General features: G+C 69.0%; 18 protein-coding genes. 7 read left to right on the top strand and 11 right to left on the bottom strand.

The features are described from left to right. Window position 1: 1 nt before the first annotated feature. The 6 genes from AC1MEY_RS12980 to iolC are packed head-to-tail and all read right to left on the bottom strand — an operon-like array spanning window position 2 to window position 6,688. Complete coding sequence (locus tag AC1MEY_RS12980) at window positions 2-1,033, bottom strand: Gfo/Idh/MocA family protein (RefSeq protein WP_480231014.1); 1,032 nt, start codon at window positions 1,031-1,033, stop codon at window positions 2-4. Between the two features lie 15 nt (window positions 1,034-1,048). Continuing rightward, a complete protein-coding gene (locus AC1MEY_RS12975) occupies window positions 1,049-1,954 on the bottom strand; it encodes a sugar phosphate isomerase/epimerase family protein (protein WP_480231013.1) in 906 nt (301 codons plus the stop codon). Between the two features lie 15 nt (window positions 1,955-1,969). Next, window positions 1,970-3,919, bottom strand: a complete 1,950-nt coding sequence (gene iolD, locus AC1MEY_RS12970) for a 3D-(3,5/4)-trihydroxycyclohexane-1,2-dione acylhydrolase (decyclizing) (RefSeq protein ID WP_480231012.1) — start codon at window positions 3,917-3,919, stop codon at window positions 1,970-1,972. A gap of 2 nt (window positions 3,920-3,921) precedes the next feature. Continuing rightward, on the bottom strand, window positions 3,922-4,800 hold the full coding sequence (gene iolB, locus AC1MEY_RS12965) for a 5-deoxy-glucuronate isomerase (RefSeq protein ID WP_480231011.1): 879 nt from the start codon (window positions 4,798-4,800) through the stop codon (window positions 3,922-3,924). Between the two features lie 33 nt (window positions 4,801-4,833). Then, window positions 4,834-5,724 carry a Cgl0159 family (beta/alpha)8-fold protein gene (locus AC1MEY_RS12960; RefSeq protein WP_480231010.1) on the bottom strand — a complete coding sequence of 297 codons (891 nt, stop codon included), beginning with the start codon at window positions 5,722-5,724 and terminating at the stop codon, window positions 4,834-4,836. Further along, entirely contained in the window at window positions 5,717-6,688 is a 972-nt protein-coding gene (gene iolC / locus AC1MEY_RS12955; RefSeq protein ID WP_480231009.1) for a 5-dehydro-2-deoxygluconokinase, read from the bottom strand. Before iolC ends, AC1MEY_RS12960 begins: the two co-directional genes overlap by 8 nt. Window positions 6,689-6,843: 155 nt before the next feature. On the opposite strand from iolC, the gene AC1MEY_RS12950 reads away from it, so the two are divergent. The 7 genes from AC1MEY_RS12950 (at window position 6,844) to AC1MEY_RS12920 (ending at window position 13,527) form a co-directional block, all read left to right on the top strand. Next, window positions 6,844-7,575 carry a GntR family transcriptional regulator gene (locus tag AC1MEY_RS12950; RefSeq protein ID WP_480231008.1) on the top strand — a complete coding sequence of 244 codons (732 nt, stop codon included), beginning with the start codon at window positions 6,844-6,846 and terminating at the stop codon, window positions 7,573-7,575. 164 nt (window positions 7,576-7,739) lie between these two features. Beyond that, on the top strand, window positions 7,740-9,149 hold the full coding sequence (locus AC1MEY_RS12945) for a sugar porter family MFS transporter (RefSeq protein WP_480231007.1): 1,410 nt from the start codon (window positions 7,740-7,742) through the stop codon (window positions 9,147-9,149). A 129-nt stretch (window positions 9,150-9,278) separates the two neighbouring features. Next, entirely contained in the window at window positions 9,279-10,268 is a 990-nt protein-coding gene (locus tag AC1MEY_RS12940; protein ID WP_480231006.1) for a substrate-binding domain-containing protein, read from the top strand. Between the two features lie 17 nt (window positions 10,269-10,285). Then, entirely contained in the window at window positions 10,286-11,344 is a 1,059-nt protein-coding gene (locus AC1MEY_RS12935) for an ABC transporter permease (RefSeq protein WP_480231005.1), read from the top strand. 5 nt (window positions 11,345-11,349) lie between these two features. Next, the gene (locus AC1MEY_RS12930) at window positions 11,350-12,171 is read left to right on the top strand and encodes an ATP-binding cassette domain-containing protein (protein ID WP_480231004.1); all 822 of its coding nucleotides are present in this window, start codon (window positions 11,350-11,352) and stop codon (window positions 12,169-12,171) included. A gap of 25 nt (window positions 12,172-12,196) precedes the next feature. Then, window positions 12,197-12,973, top strand: coding sequence for an SDR family NAD(P)-dependent oxidoreductase (locus tag AC1MEY_RS12925; RefSeq protein WP_480231003.1), 777 nt, complete (start codon window positions 12,197-12,199; stop codon window positions 12,971-12,973). 80 nt (window positions 12,974-13,053) lie between these two features. Next, the gene (locus tag AC1MEY_RS12920; RefSeq protein ID WP_480231002.1) at window positions 13,054-13,527 is read left to right on the top strand and encodes an SRPBCC family protein; all 474 of its coding nucleotides are present in this window, start codon (window positions 13,054-13,056) and stop codon (window positions 13,525-13,527) included. Here the strand turns inward: AC1MEY_RS12920 and AC1MEY_RS12915 are convergent. Genes AC1MEY_RS12915 through AC1MEY_RS12895 form a run of 5 tightly spaced genes read right to left on the bottom strand, consistent with a single transcriptional unit; the run spans window position 13,524 to window position 18,345 of the window. After that, a complete protein-coding gene (locus AC1MEY_RS12915; RefSeq protein WP_480231001.1) occupies window positions 13,524-14,300 on the bottom strand; it encodes a TIM barrel protein in 777 nt (258 codons plus the stop codon). The two genes, AC1MEY_RS12920 and AC1MEY_RS12915, sit on opposite strands and share 4 nt — an antisense overlap. Before the next feature lie 28 nt (window positions 14,301-14,328). Next, window positions 14,329-15,318 (bottom strand): Gfo/Idh/MocA family protein, encoded by a 990-nt coding sequence (locus AC1MEY_RS12910; RefSeq protein WP_480231000.1) that lies wholly within the window; start codon window positions 15,316-15,318, stop codon window positions 14,329-14,331. Then, window positions 15,315-16,184 carry a sugar phosphate isomerase/epimerase family protein gene (locus AC1MEY_RS12905; RefSeq protein ID WP_480230999.1) on the bottom strand — a complete coding sequence of 290 codons (870 nt, stop codon included), beginning with the start codon at window positions 16,182-16,184 and terminating at the stop codon, window positions 15,315-15,317. Before AC1MEY_RS12905 ends, AC1MEY_RS12910 begins: the two co-directional genes overlap by 4 nt. After that, window positions 16,181-17,185 (bottom strand): Gfo/Idh/MocA family protein, encoded by a 1,005-nt coding sequence (locus tag AC1MEY_RS12900; RefSeq protein ID WP_480230998.1) that lies wholly within the window; start codon window positions 17,183-17,185, stop codon window positions 16,181-16,183. Before AC1MEY_RS12900 ends, AC1MEY_RS12905 begins: the two co-directional genes overlap by 4 nt. Further along, window positions 17,182-18,345, bottom strand: coding sequence for a phytanoyl-CoA dioxygenase family protein (locus AC1MEY_RS12895; RefSeq protein WP_480230997.1), 1,164 nt, complete (start codon window positions 18,343-18,345; stop codon window positions 17,182-17,184). Before AC1MEY_RS12895 ends, AC1MEY_RS12900 begins: the two co-directional genes overlap by 4 nt. Window positions 18,346-18,354 lie beyond the last annotated feature (9 nt).

Here is an 18,354-nt window from a genome sequence, read left to right as displayed (position 1 = left end):
GTCACGCCCCTGGAATCGTGCGGCGGTCGACCATCTGGACGTCGACGGGCAGTCCGCTGGTCAACGACTCCACGCCGGCCTCGCACACCGCGGCCGCGGCGTAGCCGTCCCACGCGCTCGGACCGTCGGTGAAGTCCCCGGTGTGCCGCCCGCGGTGCACGGCGTCGACCCACCGCTGGAACTCCGTGTCATAGGCCTGGCCGAAGCGCTCGCGGAACCCGGGGGTGATCTGCCCGCCCCACGTGCCGCCCGCGCCCTTGCGGACCAGTCCGACGTCCATGCCGATCATCGCGCTGCCCCGTTCGGCGACCACCTCGGTGCGCACCTCGTAGGCGACGCCGGTGGTGACGAACAGCTCCACGTCGACGTGCTTGCCCGACGTGGTGCGCATGATCGCGATCTGTGGATCTGCCAACCCGCGCGGCGCAGCGGGATTCGGCTGCGGCTTGATGATCTGGATCGACGCGATCTCCTCACCGAACAGGAACCGCGTGACGTCGACCTCGTGCACCAGCGAGTCCCGCACGATCATCGCGCTGTCGAACGACGGTGGTACGGCGGGATTGCGATGGGCGCAATGCAGCACCAGCGGCAGGCCCAGTTCGTCGCCGTCGAGCAGCGCCTTCAACGCGGCGTACTCGTGGTCGAAGCGGCGCATGAAGCCCACCTGGATCAACCGGGTCGACAGCTCGGCTTCGCGCCGGACGACGTCGAGCGCGGTCGACACGTCGGTGGTCAGCGGCTTCTCGCACATCACGGGCTTCGTGTGTTCGAGGCAGGCGAGCAGCTGCTTCTCGTGGGTGGGCCCCGGTGTGGCGAGCACGACGGCGTCCACGTCCGGATCGGCGATCGCGTCGAGCGGATCGGCGATGGCCCGGCATCCGGGGATGGTCGCGGCGAGCTGCTCGGCCTTCTCGGCGACGTAATCGTTCACCACGGTCACCCGGGCGCCGGAGATCCTGGAACTCAGCCGGGCGACGTGGTCGGCGCCCATGACGCCGACGCCCAGGACGGCCACGCGTAGGTCAGACATCTGTTGTGGTCCTTACTAGTTGAAGCGGACGGACGGGACGCCGCAGGATCCGAGGTACTTCCGGGTCCGCTGGGCGATCGGCAGAGGAGCATCGACGGCGCACGGGTACATGTCCTGCTCGACGATCGCGAACACGTCGATGCCGAGCTTGTCGATGGCCTCGAGCAGCGGTGGCATCTCCGGGATGCCCAGCGGCGGCTCGGTCATCGCGCCGAGTTTGACGGCCTCGCCGAACGGCAGGTCCTCGGCCTCGACCTTGGCGCGCACGACGGGGTCCACCTGCTTGAGGTGCAGGTAGCCGATGCGTTCGGGCGCCCGCTCGATGATGGCGATGTTGTCGCCGCCGCAGTAGCTGATGTGCCCGGTGTCGAGGCACAGGTTCACGAACTCTCCGTCGGTGCCGTCGAGGAACCGGTAGACGTTCTCCTCGGTGTCGACGTGGCTGTCGGCGTGCGGGTGGTATTGCGCACGGACGCCGTACTTCTCGAACATGGCGCGACCGAGGTCGTTCATGCCCTGGGTCTTCTTGCGCCACTGCTCGGGGGTGAGCGTGCGCTCCTCGAGCACCGCACCCGTGGCCGGATCCCGCCACATCTCGGGGATGACGACGACGTGCTTGCCGCCGACCGCTGCGGTCAGCTTGGCGACGTCCTCGATCTGAGCCCACACCGCGTCCCACGAATCATCCTGGTGCAGGTGCTCGAAGACGGTCCCCGCGGAGAGCTTCAGGTTCCGCCGAGTCAGCTCGTCGGAGAGCTGCTGGGGATCCGTCGGCAGGTAGCCGAACGGGCCGAGTTCGATCCACTGGTATCCCGACGCCGCGACCTCGTCGAGGAACCGGGTGTACGGGGTCTGGTTGGGGTCGTCGGGAAACCACACGCCCCAGGAGTCGGGGGCGGATCCGACGAGAATGCTGCTCATGGTGTTCGTGACCTCTCAGGACTCGGATGGACGGATCAGGGGCCGCTGGATCTTCTTCCAGTCGGCGTAGGTGGCGTAGGCGGCCCGGGTTGACTCCAACGTGGACGTCTCGGATACCGGTACGTCCCACCAGGATTCGCTGTCGGGCGCGACGACGAGCGGGTCGGTCTCGACGTGGATCACGGTCGTGCGGTCACTGGCCTTCGCGACCTTGACCGCGTCGGTGAACTCCGCGGCGGTGACGACGCGGATGACGTCGGCCCCGAGGCTGGCGGCGTTGGCGGCCAAGTCCACCGGGAGCTTGTCGCCGTCGAGCCGACCGTCGTCGGACCGGTACCGGTAGGCGGTGCCGAACCGCTGCGAGCCCAGCGCCTCGGAGAGCCCGCCGATGGAGGCGAAGCCGTGGTTCTGCACCAGGACGACGATCACCTTGACGTTCTCCTGCACGGCGGTCACCAGTTCGGTCGCCATCATCAGGTACGAGCCGTCGCCGACCATGATGAACACGTCGCGGTCCGGCTCGGCCATCTTGGCGCCGATCCCGCCGGCGATCTCGTATCCCATGCAGGAGAAGCCGTATTCGACGTGATAGCCCTTGCGGTCGCGGATGCGCCACAGCTTGTGCAGGTCGCCGGGCATCGACCCGGCCGCGCACACCACGACGTCGCGAGCGTCCGACAGCGTGTTGGCCAGCCCGATCACCTGGTTCTGGTTCAGCGCCGCGCCGTCGTCGACCCGGTAGGCCGCGGAGACGGTGTCCTCCCACTCCCGAGCGAGATCGGCGGTGCGGGTGCGGTAGTCGTCGCTCACCGAGTAGTCGCCGAGCGCCTCCCCGAGTGCCTCGATCGCCTCGCGCGCATCGGAGACCACGCTGACGCCGCCCTGCTTGACCGAGTCGATCGACGCAACGTTGACGTTGACGAAGCGGACGTCGGGATCGTTGAACGCCGTGCGCGAGGCGCTGGTGAAGTCGCTGTAGCGGGTGCCGATGCCGATGACGACGTCCGCCTCGGTGGCCAGCGCGTTGGCCGCGGTGGTGCCCGTCGAGCCGATGGCGCCGACCGACTGCGGGTGGTCGTAGGGCAGTGATCCCTTGCCCGCCTGGCTCTGTCCGACCGGGATGCCGGTCTGCTCGCAGAAGGCCGCGAGCGCGGCAGTGGCGTCGGAGTAGATGACCCCGCCGCCGGCGACGATCAGCGGCCTGCGGGCCGACCGGATGACGTCCGCGGCGCGCGCGATCGCCGAGCGCTCGGGCAGCGGACGGCCCACGTGCCAGGTGCGCTGAGCGAACAACGATTCCGGCCAGTCGTGCGCCTCGGCCTGGACGTCCTGCGGGATCGCGACGGTGGCCGCTCCGGTCTCGACGGGGTCGGTGAGCACCCGCATCGCGCCGAGCAGCGCGGCGGGGAGCTGCTCGGGCCGCCACACCCGGTCGAAGTAGCGCGACAGCGGCTTGAACGCGTCGTTGACGGTGACGTCGCCGGAGGACGGCAGCTCCAGTTCCTGCAGCACCGGGGAACTCGCGCGGGTGGCGAACGTGTCGGCGGGCAGCAGCAGCACCGGCAGCCGGTTGATGGTGGCCAGTGCCGCGCCGGTCAGCATGTTGGTGGCGCCGGGTCCGACGCTCGCGGTGACGGCCCAGGTCTGCAGCCGGTCCTTCTGGCGGGCGTACGCGACGGCGCTGTGCACCATGGCCTGCTCGTTGCGTCCGAGGACGTAGCGCAGGTGCGGTTCGGTGCCGGCGTCGGCCGCCTCGACCTCGTCCTGCAGCAGCGCCTGGCCCAGGCCCGCGACGTTGCCGTGGCCGAAGATGCCGAAGGCGCCCGCGAAGAACTTGGCGCGCACGCCGTCGCGTTCGACGTACTGGTTGCCCAGGAAGCGGATCGTGGCCTGTGCCACGGTGAGTCGGACGGTGGCTTCGCCGTCGACGATCTTCTCGGCCCGCTTGGGTGCGGTGGAGACCACGGTCATTCTCCTGTCTGGTGAAGCGGCAGCCGGGGATCCACGGCCTGGTCGTCCCAGGTGCCGCGGAGCCACGCGTGTTCGGGGTCGTCGACGATCTTCCAGGCGCGTTCGTCGCCCGGTCCGGCCATCACGTTGAGGTAGTACATGTGGTAGCCGGGCGCCGCGACGGACGGCCCGTGGTAGCCGTGGGGGACGAGCACCACGTCACCGGTGCGGACCTCTTCGAGGACCTCGATCGGTCGGTCCGGCGTGCCGTACACCCGGTGGTAGCCGAAGCCCCGGGAAGCCGGATTCATCTGGGGGGACCCCGGGCCAAACTCGAAGTAGTAGATCTCCTCGAGTTCGGTTTGCGTCGGGGTGTTCTCGTCGTGCTTGTGTGCGGGGTAGCTCGACCAGTTGCCGCCGGGCGTGATCACCTCGCAGGCGATCAGCGAGTCGGCCTCGAAGACCCCGGCGGTCCCGAAGTTGTGCACCTGACGGCTGCAGTTGCCCGCGCCGCGCAGCTCGACCGACACGTCGGCGGCCGCCACCCGGCGGTTGGGGAAGGCCTTCTTCGCCTTGGCGCCGCAGATCGCGAACCGGCCCGAGCCGGCGAGCACGTAGCTCTGGTCGATGCCGAGGTACACCATGTCGGACGGGCCGTCGAACACCGAGGCGCGCGGTGCCAAGGCGAATGTCTCTCCGCCGCAGTCGATCGACCCGCCACCGGCCAGCGGCAGGATCATCACCTCGGTGTCGCCGGTGCGCAGTTCCATGGTCTGGCCGTCTGCGAGTTCGACCACCTGGAGCGACGACTCGGTCCAGCCGGCGGACTCCGGGGTCACGTCGACGGTCAGGGGAGCGGCCGCACTGCCGGCCGGGACGTACAGCTTGCTGTGCATGTCAATTCCTCCCGTCGCTTCGCTCGCCCATGATCAACGCACCAGCGAGACGGCGGTCGCGACGGCCGAACTCACGTCGTCGTCGGTCGGATAGAGCAGGGTGCGGCCCACGATGAGTCCGCGGACGGACGGCAGCCCGAGCGCCTTCTCCCAGGAGGCGAAGGCCTCGTCGGGGTTGGCGGGGTCACCGCCCAGCAGCAGGGTCGGCAGCGTGGTGGACTCCATGACGCGATCCATCTCCTCGACCACCGGCAGCTTCATCCACGTGTAGGCCGACGTGGCGCCCAGGCCCTGGCCGATGTGCACGGACTTGATCACGGCGTCCGGGCTCAGATCGTTGCGCACCTTGCCGTCGACGCGGCCGGACATGAACGGTTCGACCATCGCGATCAGGCCGCGGGCGGCGAGTTCGTCGACGGCCTTCGCGCACGCCGCCATCGTGGCGACGGTCCCCGGGTCGTCGAGGGCGATGCGGCACAGCATCTTTCCGCCGTTCATCTTCGCGGCGGCGGTCGATTCGGCGGTGGCGGCGGTCATCCGGTCGTCGAACTCGAACGTCGAGCCGGCCAGCCCGCCACGGTTGAACGAGGAGAAGACCACCTTGTCCTCGAGCGCTCCGAGCAGCAGCAGGTCGTCGAGGATGTCCGAGGTCGCCAGCACCCCGTCGACGCCGGGGTCGGCCAGCGCCGCCCGGAGCCGGTCGAGCAGGTCGGTCCGGCTGTTCATGGCGGTTGGACGGTTGCCGACGGAGAGTGCGCCGCGCGCAGGGTGGTCGGCGGCGACGATCATGAGCCGGCCGTCACCACGGATGGTCGGTCGGGTGGTGCGTGCCTCCCAGGCGCGGGCGACCGCGCCGGGGTCGGCGGCGCGGAGGTCGGTGAGCGCGGCGTAGTCGGCGCACACCGGCGCGGCGGAACTAGACATTGACGGCCTCCTCTGCGGTCCGTTCGGCCAGTTCGGCGACCTCGGCCGCGGTCGGCATCGCGGTCGAGCACTCGAGCCGGGAGGCGACGATCGCGCCTGCGGCGTTGGCGTAGCGCAACGTCTTCTCCATCGGCCAGCCACGGAGCAGGCCGTGGATGAGGCTGCCGCCGAAACTGTCCCCGGCGCCGAGGCCGTTGACCACGTCCACCTCGTTGGGCGGCACGGTCACCGAGCTGTGCCTGGTCTTGCCCAGGACGCCCCGTGGACCCTGCTTGACGATCGCGAGCTCGACACCCATGTCCAGCAGGGCGTCGGCGGCCTTGCGCGGGTTGCTCTCGCCGACGGCGATCTCGCATTCCTCGCGGTTGCCGACGGCCACGGTCACGTGCTCGAGCGCGCGCCGGACCTGCTCGGTCGCGGCGGCGGGCGACTCCCAGAACATCGGCCGGTAGTCCAGGTCGAGGACCGTCAGGGGAGCACGCCCTCTGGCCTCCCATGCCGCGAAGTGCGCACTGCGGCTGGGCTCTTCGGACAGGCCGGTCACCGTCGACCAGTACAGCCGCGCGGAGCGGATCGCGTCGGTGTCGAGTTCGGCGGGGGAGATCTGCAGGTCGGGCGCGCTGGGCTTGCGGTAGAAGTACAGCGGGAAGTCGTCGGGCGGGAAGATCTCGCAGAACGTCACCGGCGTCGGGTACTCGTCGTGGGTCGTGACGTAGCGGTTGTCGACTCCGAGCCGTGCCAGCTCCGCGCGCACGAACCGGCCGAACGGGTCGTCGCCGACGCCGGAGACCAGTCCCGTGTGGTTGCCCAGACGGGCGGACGCGACGGCCACGTTGGCGGCACTGCCGCCGAGGAACTTGCCGAACGACTCGACGTCTTCGAGGCCGACGCCGATCTGCAGGGGATAGACGTCGACGCCGCTGCGCCCGATGGCGAGGACGTCGAACGGTGGTGAGGTGGACAAGTCGGCTCCCCTGAACGTGGGCTGGTGGCTGTCTCCACGACTGTGCCCCGCGTCACCATGGCCTGTCAAGACTTTGTCCTGACATTCAGACTTAAGGACGTCACGATGTTACTGTTGGGCCCTGTCTTGTCTGGTGACCCGAGGTCGGAGGCGACGTGCCGCTTGAGGTGGAGCTCGACCGGTCGAGCCCCGTTCCGCTGTACTACCAACTGGCGCAAGCCATCGAGGCCGCCATCCGCGACGGCCACCTGGTGCCCGGGGATCGCTTCGAGAACGAACTCGACCTCGCCAAGCGGCTGACGCTGTCGCGTCCGACCACGCGGCGGGCCATCCAGGAGATCGTCGACAAGGGCCTGCTGGTCCGCAAGCGCGGCGTCGGCACGCAGGTCGTGCAGAACCCGGTGCACCGTCGGGTCGAGCTGACCAGCCTCTACGACGACCTGGCGCGCGGCGGTCAGGAGCCGACGACGGAACTGCTCGACTATCGCGTCGACAAGGCCGGCGACGAGGTGGCCACTCAACTCAGCCTTCCCGTCGGCCACGAGATCGTCACCATCCAGCGGTTGCGGCGCGCCAACGGCGAACCGCTCGCGGTCATGGTCAACTACCTGCCCGTGGACCTCGCACCCGAGGCCGACGAACTCGAACGCAGCGGTCTCTATCAGGCGCTGCGGGCGCGTGGGATCCACATCCGTCTCGCGCGGCAGCGCATCGGCGCCCGGCCCGCGACGCGCACCGAAGCCCGACTGCTCACCGAGAAGGCCGGTGCGCCCCTGCTCTCCATGAGCCGCACCGCCTTCGACGACTCCGGCAAGGCCGTCGAGTACGGCGACCACTGCTACCGGGCGTCGCGGTACTACTTCGAGACGACGCTCGTCGACCGCTGACGGGAACGGCATCTCGACCTCCCGATCCGATGTGACGGTTGACACACGACGTGCTGCCGCCCCATATTAGACCTAACGCGCGTTACTAATGCGCTTTAGGGTCGCATCCGATCGGGCAATCTCGCGCATCGGGCGGCTGGCATCCATCACCCAGGAGCGACCGCATGAGCACATCGGCCACCGAGAACCGTTCCTCGGGACGGTTCCTCACCAAACTGACCGTCATCGCCACACTGGGCGGTCTTCTGTTCGGCTACGACACCGGGGTGATCTCCGGTGCCCTGCTCTACATGAAGGACGACCTGGACCTCAGCGCCTTCGGCGAGGCCACGGTGGTGAGTTCCCTGCTGTTCCCGGGTGCCGCGCTGGGTGCGCTGTTCGGGGGCCGGGTCGCCGATCGACTGGGCCGCAAGCGGACCCTGCTGGTCTGCGCCTGCATCTTCCTGGTGGGTGCGCTGGGCTGCGCGCTCGCACCCAACGTGCAGTTGATGGTGGCCGCGCGGATCGTCCTCGGCATCGGGGTCGGCGCCGCGTCGGTGACGTGCCCGCTGTACCTCGCGGAGATGGCGCCGCCCGACCGGCGCGGCCGCATGGTCACCATCAACGAGTTGATGATCGTGACCGGTCAGATGCTGGCGTTCGCCATGAACGCACTGCTCGACCACGTGGTCCAGGACCCGCACGTATGGCGAATCATGTTGGCCGTGGCGGCCGTACCGGCCATCGCGCTGCTGGTCGGCATGATGGTGCTGCCGGATTCGCCTCGCTGGTACGGACTCAAGGGCCGGATGGACGACGCCCGCCGCGTCCTGGGCTACAGCCGCGACGACGCTCAGACGGAGATCGAGTTCGCGGCGATCGCCGAGCACGCCGAGCGCACCCTCACCACGAAGAGCACCCCGTTCTCGGTGATCCGGGACGTCCCGTGGATCCGCCGGGTGGTCCTGATCGGGTGCGGGCTGGCGATCGTGCAGCAGGCGACCGGCATCAACACGGTCAACTACTACGCGCCGACCATCCTGGAGGAGAGCGGACTCGGCGTCAGCGCCTCCCTGGTCGCCACGATCGCCGTCGGCGTGACCTCCGTGGTGACGACGATCATCGGCATCATCCTGCTCGGGTACGTCGGGCGACGGACGATGCTCCTCATCGGCTTCGCCGGCGTGGCGGGCTCGCAGCTGGCGCTGTCGCTGACGTTCCTGCTGTCGGAGTCCACCACGCGCAGCTACGTGATCCTCGCCTGCATGATCCTGTTCGTCGCCTTCGTGCAGACGTTCATCGGAACCTGCGTGTGGCTGCTGCTGTCGGAGATCTTCCCGTTGAGCATCCGCGGGTTCGCCATGGGCATCGCGGTGTTCGTGCTGTGGTGCACCAACGCCATCATCTCGTTCGCCTTCCCCGTCCTGAACTCGGCGCTCGGCTCGACCGGCACCTTCCTGCTCTTCGTCGTGGTGAACGTCGGGTCGTGGTTCTTCGTCTACCGGCTCGTCCCCGAGACGAAGGGCACCACCCTCGAGGAGCTGGAGGATCGGTTCGAGGCGGAGGGTCTCGAGCGCGAGGCCGCGAACGCCTGACGCATCCGCCGCACGGATCAGCAAATGACCTGCAGTCCTAATGTCCGAACAAAGTGTTGACTTTCCGCTGTGACCCGTATTACATCGTCTGCAGGGCCGTGACACACGGCACCGCAGACAGGAGAGACGATGAAGTTCATTCGGCTGGCAGCGATCGCGGGAGCGGGCGTACTGGCGCTGGGGATGGTGTCCTGCTCGTCCACCGGCGGCAGGCCGCAGGGATCCGGTGAGGGCAGCGGCGGCGGGACGGTCGACACCCCCCGCATGGTCGTCGCCATGATCACCCACGAGGTCCCTGGCGACTCGTTCTGGGATCTGATCCGCAAGGGTGCCGAGGCCGCGGCCAAGAAGGACAACATCGAACTGCGGTACTCCAATGACCCCGAGGCGCCCAACCAGGCGAACCTCGTGCAGAGCGCGATCGACAGCGGCGTCGACGGCATCGCCGTCACCCTCGCCAAGCCCGACGCCATGGCGCCCGCCGTCAAGGCCGCCGAGGCCAAGGGGATCCCGGTCGTCGCCTTCAACTCCGGCTTCGACAACTACAAGGCGATGGGCGTCCAGGCCTACTTCGGTCAGGACGAGAAGCTGGCCGGCATCGCGGCCGGCGAGAAGCTCAACGCCGACGGCGCGAAGAAGGTCGTCTGCGTCATCCAGGAGCAGGGCCAGGTCGCACTCGAATCCCGCTGTGCCGGTGTCCGACAGGGCTTCCAGGGCGAGAGCGAGATCCTCAACGTCAACAGCAAGGACATGCCGTCAGTCGAGGCGACCATCACCGCCAAGCTGCAGCAGGACCCGTCGGTCGACCACATCGTCGCGCTCGGCGCGCCGATCGCCCTGACCGCCGTCCAGTCGGTCGGCAACGCGGGCAGCCAGGCGAAGGTCGTCACCTTCGACACCAACGCCGCACTCGTCGACTCGATCGAGGGCGGCCAGGTGCAGTGGGCCGTGGACCAGCAGCCCTACCTGCAGGGCTACCTCGCCATCGACTCGCTGTGGTTGTTCGTCAACAACAAGAACCTCATCGGCGGTGGCCAGCCCACGCTGACCGGGCCGTCGTTCATCGACCAGGGCAACATCGACGCCGTCGCCGAGCTGGCCCGCGCCGGAACTCGCTAGGAACGGGGAGAGCTGACATGAGTACGCAGGCAGACCTGACCATCAGCGACCAGAAGAAGGTCGGCGACGAGCGAGTCAAGGAACGAAACCGCGCTCAGCGGTTGCTGATCCGCCCGGAGATGGGCGCCGGCATCGGTGCCATCGGCATCTTCGTCTTCTTCCTCGTGGTCGCAGCACCGTTCCGCGAGGCCGCATCGCTCGCCACGGTGCTGTACGCCAGTTCGACGATCGGCATCATGGCGTGCGGCGTCGCAGTGCTCATGATCGGCGGCGAGTTCGACCTGTCCGCGGGCGTGGCGGTCACCTTCAGCTCGCTGGCGGCGTCCATGCTCGCCTACAACCTGCACCTCAACCTGTGGGCGGGCGCCGCCCTGGCACTCGTCCTCGCGCTGGCGGTGGGCTTCCTCAACGGCTACCTGGTGATGAAGACGAAGATCCCCAGCTTCCTGATCACGCTGAGTTCGTTCTTCATGCTCGCCGGCATCAACCTCGCCGTCACCAAGCTCGTCGCGGGCCAGGTGGCGACCCAGAGTGTCAGCGACATGCAGGGATTCGACTCGGCCCGCGCCGTCTTCGCGTCGTCGTTCACGGTGTTCGGCGTCGGCATCCGGGTCACCGTCGTGTGGTGGCTCGTCTTCACCGCGGTCGCGACGTGGGTGCTGTTCAAGACCAAGATCGGCAACTGGATCTTCGCCGTGGGCGGCGACTCCGACAGTGCCCGCGCCGTGGGCGTACCCGTCACCAAGGTGAAGATCGGGCTGTTCATGTTCGTCGGGTTCTGCGCCTGGTTCGTGGGCATGCACCTGCTGTTCGCGTTCAACACCGTGCAGTCCGGTCAGGGCATCGGCAACGAGTTCTTCTACATCATCGCGGCGGTCATCGGCGGCTGCCTCCTCACGGGTGGCTACGGCACGGCGATCGGTGCCGCCATCGGCGCCTTCATCTTCGGCATGACGAACCAGGGCATCGTCTACGCCGGGTGGGATCCCGACTGGTTCAAGTTCTTCCTCGGCGCGATGCTGCTGTTCGCCGTCATCGCCAACAACGCCTTCCGCAACTACGCATCGAAGAGGTGACGGACATGACCGCAACCGTGGAGACCCCGGCCAACGAAGCCCCGTCCGGTGGCAAGGTGCCCCTGGTCGAACTGAAGAACGTCGGCAAGACCTACGGCAACATCACCGCGCTCAAGGACATCTGCCTGCGGGTGCACGCGGGCGAGGTGACCGGCATCCTCGGCGACAACGGCGCCGGCAAGTCCACGCTGATCAAGATCATCTCGGGACTGCACCAGCAGAGCGACGGCGAACTGCTCGTCGACGGCGAACCGATGAAGTTCGGCTCACCCGCCGACGCGCTCGCCAAGGGCATCGCCACGGTGTACCAGAACCTGGCCGTCGTCCCGCTGATGCCGGTGTGGCGCAACTTCTTCCTCGGCCAGGAGGTGCGCAAGAAGTCGTTCCCGTTCTCGCTCGACGCCAACGCGATGCGCGCCACGACGTTGACCGAGCTGTCGAAGATGGGCATCGAACTGCCCGACGTCGACGCACCGATCGGCTCGCTGTCCGGCGGTCAGCGCCAGTGCGTGGCGATCGCCCGCGCCGTCTTCTTCGGCGCCCGCGTGCTGATCCTCGACGAGCCCACCGCGGCCCTCGGCGTCAAACAGTCCGGCGTGGTGCTGAAGTACATCACCGCCGCCAAGGAGGCGGGTTTCGGCGTCGTGTTCATCACCCACAACCCGCACCACGCGCACATGGTCGGTGACCACTTCGTCCTGCTCAACCGGGGACGCCAGAAGCTCGACTGCTCGTACGACGACATCACGCTCGATCACCTCACCCAGGAGATGGCCGGCGGCGACGAACTCGAGGCGCTCACCCACGAGTTGGGCCGCAAGGGCTGATCACGCGCTGGTTAAGGTGTCCGGTGTGGACATCAATGGAGCTAGTGCAATCGTCACCGGAGGCGCGTCGGGCATCGGCGCGGCATCCGCACGCCAGTTGGCGGCAAAGGGCGCGAGGGTCGTCGTCGCCGACCTGAACGCGGACCGCGGCCAGGAACTCGCACACGAGATCGGCGGCGTGTTCGTCAGCGTCGACGTCACCGACACCGGGCAGATCGAGGACGCGGTCAACACCGCCGCCGACCTCGGTCCGCTGCGGGCACTGGTGAACTCCGCCGGCATCGGCTGGGCCCAGCGCACGATCGGCAAGGACGGGGAGTTCGCCTCGGCGCACAACCTGGACGCCTATAAGAAGGTGCTCGCCATCAACCTGGTCGGCACCTTCGACTGCATCCGGTTGGCCGCGACGGCCATGGGCCGCAACGAGCCCGCCGACACCGGCGAGCGGGGCGCGATCGTCAACATGACCAGCGTCGCGGCCTTCGACGGCCAGATCGGCCAGGCCGCCTACTCGTCCTCGAAGGGTGGCGTCGTCGGACTCACCCTGCCGGTCGCGCGCGACCTGTCAGCCGCGGGCATCCGGGTGAACACCGTGGCCCCGGGCCTCATCGACACGCCGATCTACGGCGAGGGTGAGGCGTCGGAGGCCTTCAAGGCCAAGCTCGGCGAGTCCGTGCTCTTCCCGCGCCGGCTCGGAAAGCCCGACGAACTGGCCTCGATGGTGGTCGAGCTGATCACCAACTCCTACATGAACGCCGAGGTGGTGCGCGTGGACGGCGGCATCAGGATGCCTCCGAAGTAGCGACGACGCGACGGTGCCCTCGGCGTGTCCGAGGGCACCGCCGGGTGTCGTGCCCGCCCTCGCCGGGTATGGGGGAGGGCATGACTACCTCCACGCTGAAGACAGAAGACACCGGTCCTCGCAGGGTCAGCCGCAGCGTCCAGGTCGCGGCACCCGTCGCCGAGGTGTTCGCCCTCGTCGTCGATCCGCATCGGCATGCCGAGATCGACGGGTCGGGAACCGTCCGCGACGTCGACGTCAAGGGTCCGCAGCGGCTCTCCGCGGGTGACAAGTTCACCGTCGGCATGACGCAGTACGGCGTGCCCTACAAGATCACGTCGAAGGCGACCGAGGTCGAGGAGAACCGCGTCGTCGAGTGGCAGCATCCCCTCGGACACCGCTGGCGCTGGGACCTCGCCGAGGTCAGCCCGGGCACCACCAAGGTCACCGAGACGTTCGACTACTCGACCGCGAAGCTGCCGATCTTCATCGAGCTGACCGGCTACCACAAGAAGAACGCCGAGGGCATCGAGTCGACCCTGACCTCGCTGGCCGACAGGTACGCCCCCCGCTAGACGGTGAACGCCGAGCGGAAGGCCTCGAGCGCCGCGACGTCGTCACCGGCGGCGTAGCCCTCGAGGCCGACCGTTCCGCTAAATCCCATGTCGCGCAACGCCGTGGCGATCGCCGGATAGTAGATCTCACCCGTTCCCGGCTGGCAGCGGCCCGGCACGTCGGCGACTTGGATCTCCCCGATCGCGGGTCCGCAGCGCCGCACCAGTTCGACGAGGTTCCCCTCGCCGATCTGCGCGTGATAGAGGTCGAGCATCATCTTGACGTTGGGATGACCGACGCCCTCGATCAGCGCCAGCGTGTCCTTCGCGCGCGCCAGCGGGACGCCGGGATGGTCGACGATCGTGTTGAGGTTCTCCACGCAGAACTGCACCCCCGCCGATCCACCCAACTCGCCGAGTCGCTCGAGCGTCCGCAACGCCGTCGTCCACATCGCGCCGGTCGCGCGCATCCGCGGTCGCGCCGGCAGGCCGTCGACGAGTTCGGCCGTGTGCAGGTTCAGCCGCGTCACGCCCAGTGTCTCGGCGGCCTTGATGCTGAGTTCCGCGGTCCTGACCACCTCGTCGGCGGTCTCAGGGTCGATGAGGTCGCCGTGCAGGTAGCCGGTCATCGAGGTGAACGTGGCACCGGTGGCGGCGAGGGCGTCGAGGTCCTTGTCGTCCCAGCTCCAGATCTCCGCGGCGAACCCCATGTCGTGGATCCTGGCAACGCGGTCGACGATGGGGAGGTCGGTGAACACCATCTCCGCACTGATCGCGAGTTCGAACTGGCTCATTGAATGGTCCTTACGGGGTCGGTGACGGTCAGCGTGGCAGCATGCCGGCTGCGCGGTAGGCGGCGTCGAGCATGGCCATGTTCGCCACCGCGTCGGCGGTGCCGAAGGGCAGCGGGACGCCGTGCTCGACCTGCGCGGCGAACGCCTCGAGCTGGTAGACGTACGACGGGCGCGTTCCGAGACGCTCCACCGACGTGCCTTCGGCCGTTCGGATCGTCAGTCGGTCGTCCTGGTTGGCCCGGATGAAGTCGTGCACCAGCAGCTCGCCCGTCGTCCCGATGACGGCGATCGTGAACGAGAAGTCGTCGGCGATCATCGAATTGGTGCTGACTCCGGTGGCCCCGCCGGGGAACGCGACCTCCACGTCGCAGACCGCGTCGATCCCGGGGGTGCGCTGTTCGGCGACGGCGCCCGTCACCGACGGTGCCCCGTCGACGCCGGGTACGCCGAGGCGGCCGAGCGATCGCATCACGTGCATCCCGTAGCAGCCCAGGTCCATCAGCGCCCCACCCGCCATCTCGAGCGACCACCGGGGATCGCCCTCGTCGGGAGGTGGCATCGCCATCCGGACCTCGACGCGGGTGACGTCGCCGATGCTGCCGTCCGCCGCGAGGGCGAACGCCCGCCGCGTCACCGGGTGGAAGGCGTAGTGGAAGGCCTCCAGCACCGGCACTCCTGCGGCCTCTGCCGCATCCGCCACGGAGCGCGCCTCGGATTCGTCTCGGGCGAACGGCTTCTCGCTGAGCACCGGCTTGCCCGCCGCGATCGCCGCCAGGTTCCACGGCGCGTGCAGCGCGTTGGCCAGCGGGTTGTAGATCACGTCGACCTCGGGGTCGTCGATGACGTCCTGATAGCCGTCCACGACGCGCTCCACGCCGTACTTCTCGGCGAACACCTCGGCGCGGGCGCGGTCCCGGGCGGCGACGGCCACCACTCGGTGGCCCAGTTCGGCGGCGGGACCGATGATCGCGTTCTCGGCGATGCGGGACGCCCCGAGCACGCCGATGCGCAAGGTCACGACGTGATGGCCCGCAGGTAGGTCACGCTGGCGACGACGTCGCGGACCGGACCCTCACCGACGGGTTCGGCGTCGAGGATGGTGTCCTGCTCGAGGACGAACCAGCCGTCGAAGCCGTTGTCCCGCAACACCGAGACGATGCCGGCGATGTCGACGTCGCCCGTGCCGAGCGGGGTGTACATCCCCGCCTTCACGGCCTCGGTGTACGTGAGCCGGCCGGACTGCACCTCGGCGGCCAGGGCGGCGTCGACGTCCTTGAGGTGCGTGTGCGCCACACGGTTCGGCACGGCCTTGGCCAGCTCCAGCGGGTCGGTGCCACCGATCATCAGGTGCCCGGTGTCGAGGCACAGCGGGATCGACGAGCCCCCGAGCACGCGGTCGACGTCGGCGCGGGTCTCCACCAGGGTGCCGACGTGCGGGTGCAGCACCGCCAGCAGGCCGCGGGATTCGACGACGGCCGCGAGCCGGTCGAGGTTCGCGAGCAGCGTCAGCCACTGTGCGTCGTCCAGGACCGGGCGCGCGTCGTAGCCCTCGGCTCCCGTGACGGCTGCGAGCACCACCACGCCGGCGCCTGCGGCGCACAGTGCGTCGAGCGGTCCGGCCAGATCGGCGGCCGGATCGTGGTCGGTGTCGTGCAGGACCACCGGCACGAAGCCGCCCACGCAGGCCAGGTCGTGCTCACCCAGCACCGCGGTCAGTTCGGCGGTGTCGGCGGGCAGGAAGCCGTCTGGCCCCAGTTCGGTGGCGGTCAGGCCGGCGCCGCGCATCTCGCCGAGCACGCGCGCACGGTCCAGCTGGTGGCCCCAGCCCGGCACCTCGCACACGCCCCACGAGATCGGCGCTCCCGCGATCTTGATGGCGCTCACGACAGCACCTCGTCGATGCGCACCGGCACGCCACGGCGCAGCGACTCGGTGGCGGCCTCTGCGAGCCAGGCGACCTCGACCGCGTCGGCCACCGTCGCACCCTGGACGGGCCCGCCCTTGGCCACCTGGACGAATGCCGCCAGCTCGGTGCGGAACGCCTCGGTGAAGCGGTCCATGAAGAAGTGGTGGGCAGGACCCTGCGGAAAGTCGTTGTGCGGGTCGGTGTTCCGCACGGGTAAGCCCTGGTCCCAGCCGGCCGCGACGCTGTCGTCGAAGCCGTGGACCTCGAGGCGGCAGTCGTAACCGCGGGCGTTGTACCGGGCGGCGGAGACGAGTCCCAGGGCGCCGCCGTCGAACGTCACGACCACGGCCGCGGTGTCGACGTCGCCGTACTCGGCGAACAGGGGGTCGCCCTGCGTGGTCCCGGTGGCGTACACCTGCACGGCCCGCTGGCCGGTGATCCAGTTCAGTACGTCGAAGTCGTGCACCGCGCAGTCCCGGAAGATGCCGCCGGAGCCCTTGATGTAGTCCATCGGCGGGGGAGCGGGGTCCATCGTGGTGCTGCGGACGGTGTGCAGGATGCCGAGCGAGCCGTCGTCGACCGCGCGCTTGGCTGCGGCGAATGCGGCGTCGTAGCGACGCTGGTAGCCGACCTGCACCGGGACGCCGGACCGCGAGATCACCTCGGCCACCCGGGCGCTCTCCGCGGCGGTCGACGCGATCGGCTTCTCGCAGAAGGTCGGGATGCCGCGCTCGACGGCGGCGAGCGTCAGCTCGGCATGGGCCGGCGTCGCCGCGGCGATGACGACCCCGTCGATGCCCGAGGACAGCAGCTCCTCGACGGTGTCGACGGCCTTGACGCCGTGCTTGGCCGCCACGGCCGCCGCGACGTCGGTGCGCTCGTCGGTGATGACGAGGCCGTCGAGACCGTCCAGGCCGGAAAGGGTTTCGGTGTGGAAGGCACCGATCCGGCCGAGGCCGATCACTCCGAGGGTGGTCACGGGATTCTCCTGATCTGTTGCGCCTCGAGTAGGTCGTCGAGGTCGTTGGCGCTGAGTCCGTCGGCCAGGGCGGCCAGTACGGTGTCGACCTGGCTGCGGGGCGCCAGGCTGCTGAGGGGTTGGTCGCGGTCGAGGTTGGTGGGGAACGCGTATCCCTCCGCGGTCGCGTTGACGGCGTTCGCGAGGTCGGCGTCGGACCGGCCTGCGGCCTTCATGCGGAGCAGTTCGGGGTAGACGGCGCGCACCATCGCGGTGCGGTCCAGTGACTCCATCGCCCGGCCGAACGGCGAGGAGACCTGCAGGAGATTGGCCATCCGGCGGACGTCCGTGGACGTGTTGGCGCCTGCTCCGTGGAAGAGCGCCGGGTTGAAGAAGACGGCGTCACCCTTGCGCAGCGGCAGTTGCACGTGGTGCGCGGCGAAGTAGTCGATGAACTCCTGCTGGTAGAACGCGACGTACCCGGCGGTGAACCGCTGCGAGTGCGGCAGCAGCATCGTGGGCCCGCTCTCGAGCGGCATGTCGCAGTGCGCGACCGCGCCCTGCAGGGTCAGTGCCGACGACATGGCGTGCACGTGTGCGGGGTAGGCGCTCAGCTGGTCGGGGTCGACGAAGCCGAGGTGGAAGTCGCGGTGCGGAACCTGCGCCGCGCCACCGGGATTGACGACGTTCACCTGCGAGGTCACCTGGTAGCGCGGGCCGAGCCAGGCCTGGCAGACCAGTGCCAGCGCGTCGGCGGCGTAGTACTCGGCGAACACCCCGGGCGCGTGCAGCGCCAACTTCTGTGCGGCGTTCCAGATCCGGTCGTTGGCGCCCGCCGTGCCGAAGTGGTCGCCCGCCTCGCGTCCCTCGGCCTTCTGCGCGTCGATGATCGCGGTGAAGGCGTCCGACGCGGCGTCGACCACGTCGTGGGCGAACGCGTCCTCGAACACCACGACGCCGGGACCGTCGGTGAGCGCGTGGATCACCTCGGCCTGCAGGGCGCGCCGATCCGCACCCGCGATCGCGGCGGCGGAGTAGACGACGATGCCGTGGCGCACGTCGGCGGCGCACGGGTAGTCGGCGGGGTCGGTCTCGCGGGTCACCTGTGCGCGGAACGCGGCGAGGTCGCAGTCCGACGCACGGACCCACGCTGCGGCGGTGGTCGCGACGGGTGTGGTCATGTCCATGAG

Source organism: Mycobacterium sp. PTI7 (assembly GCF_056679845.1).
This window is presented reverse-complemented; position numbering and strand designations above follow the sequence as displayed.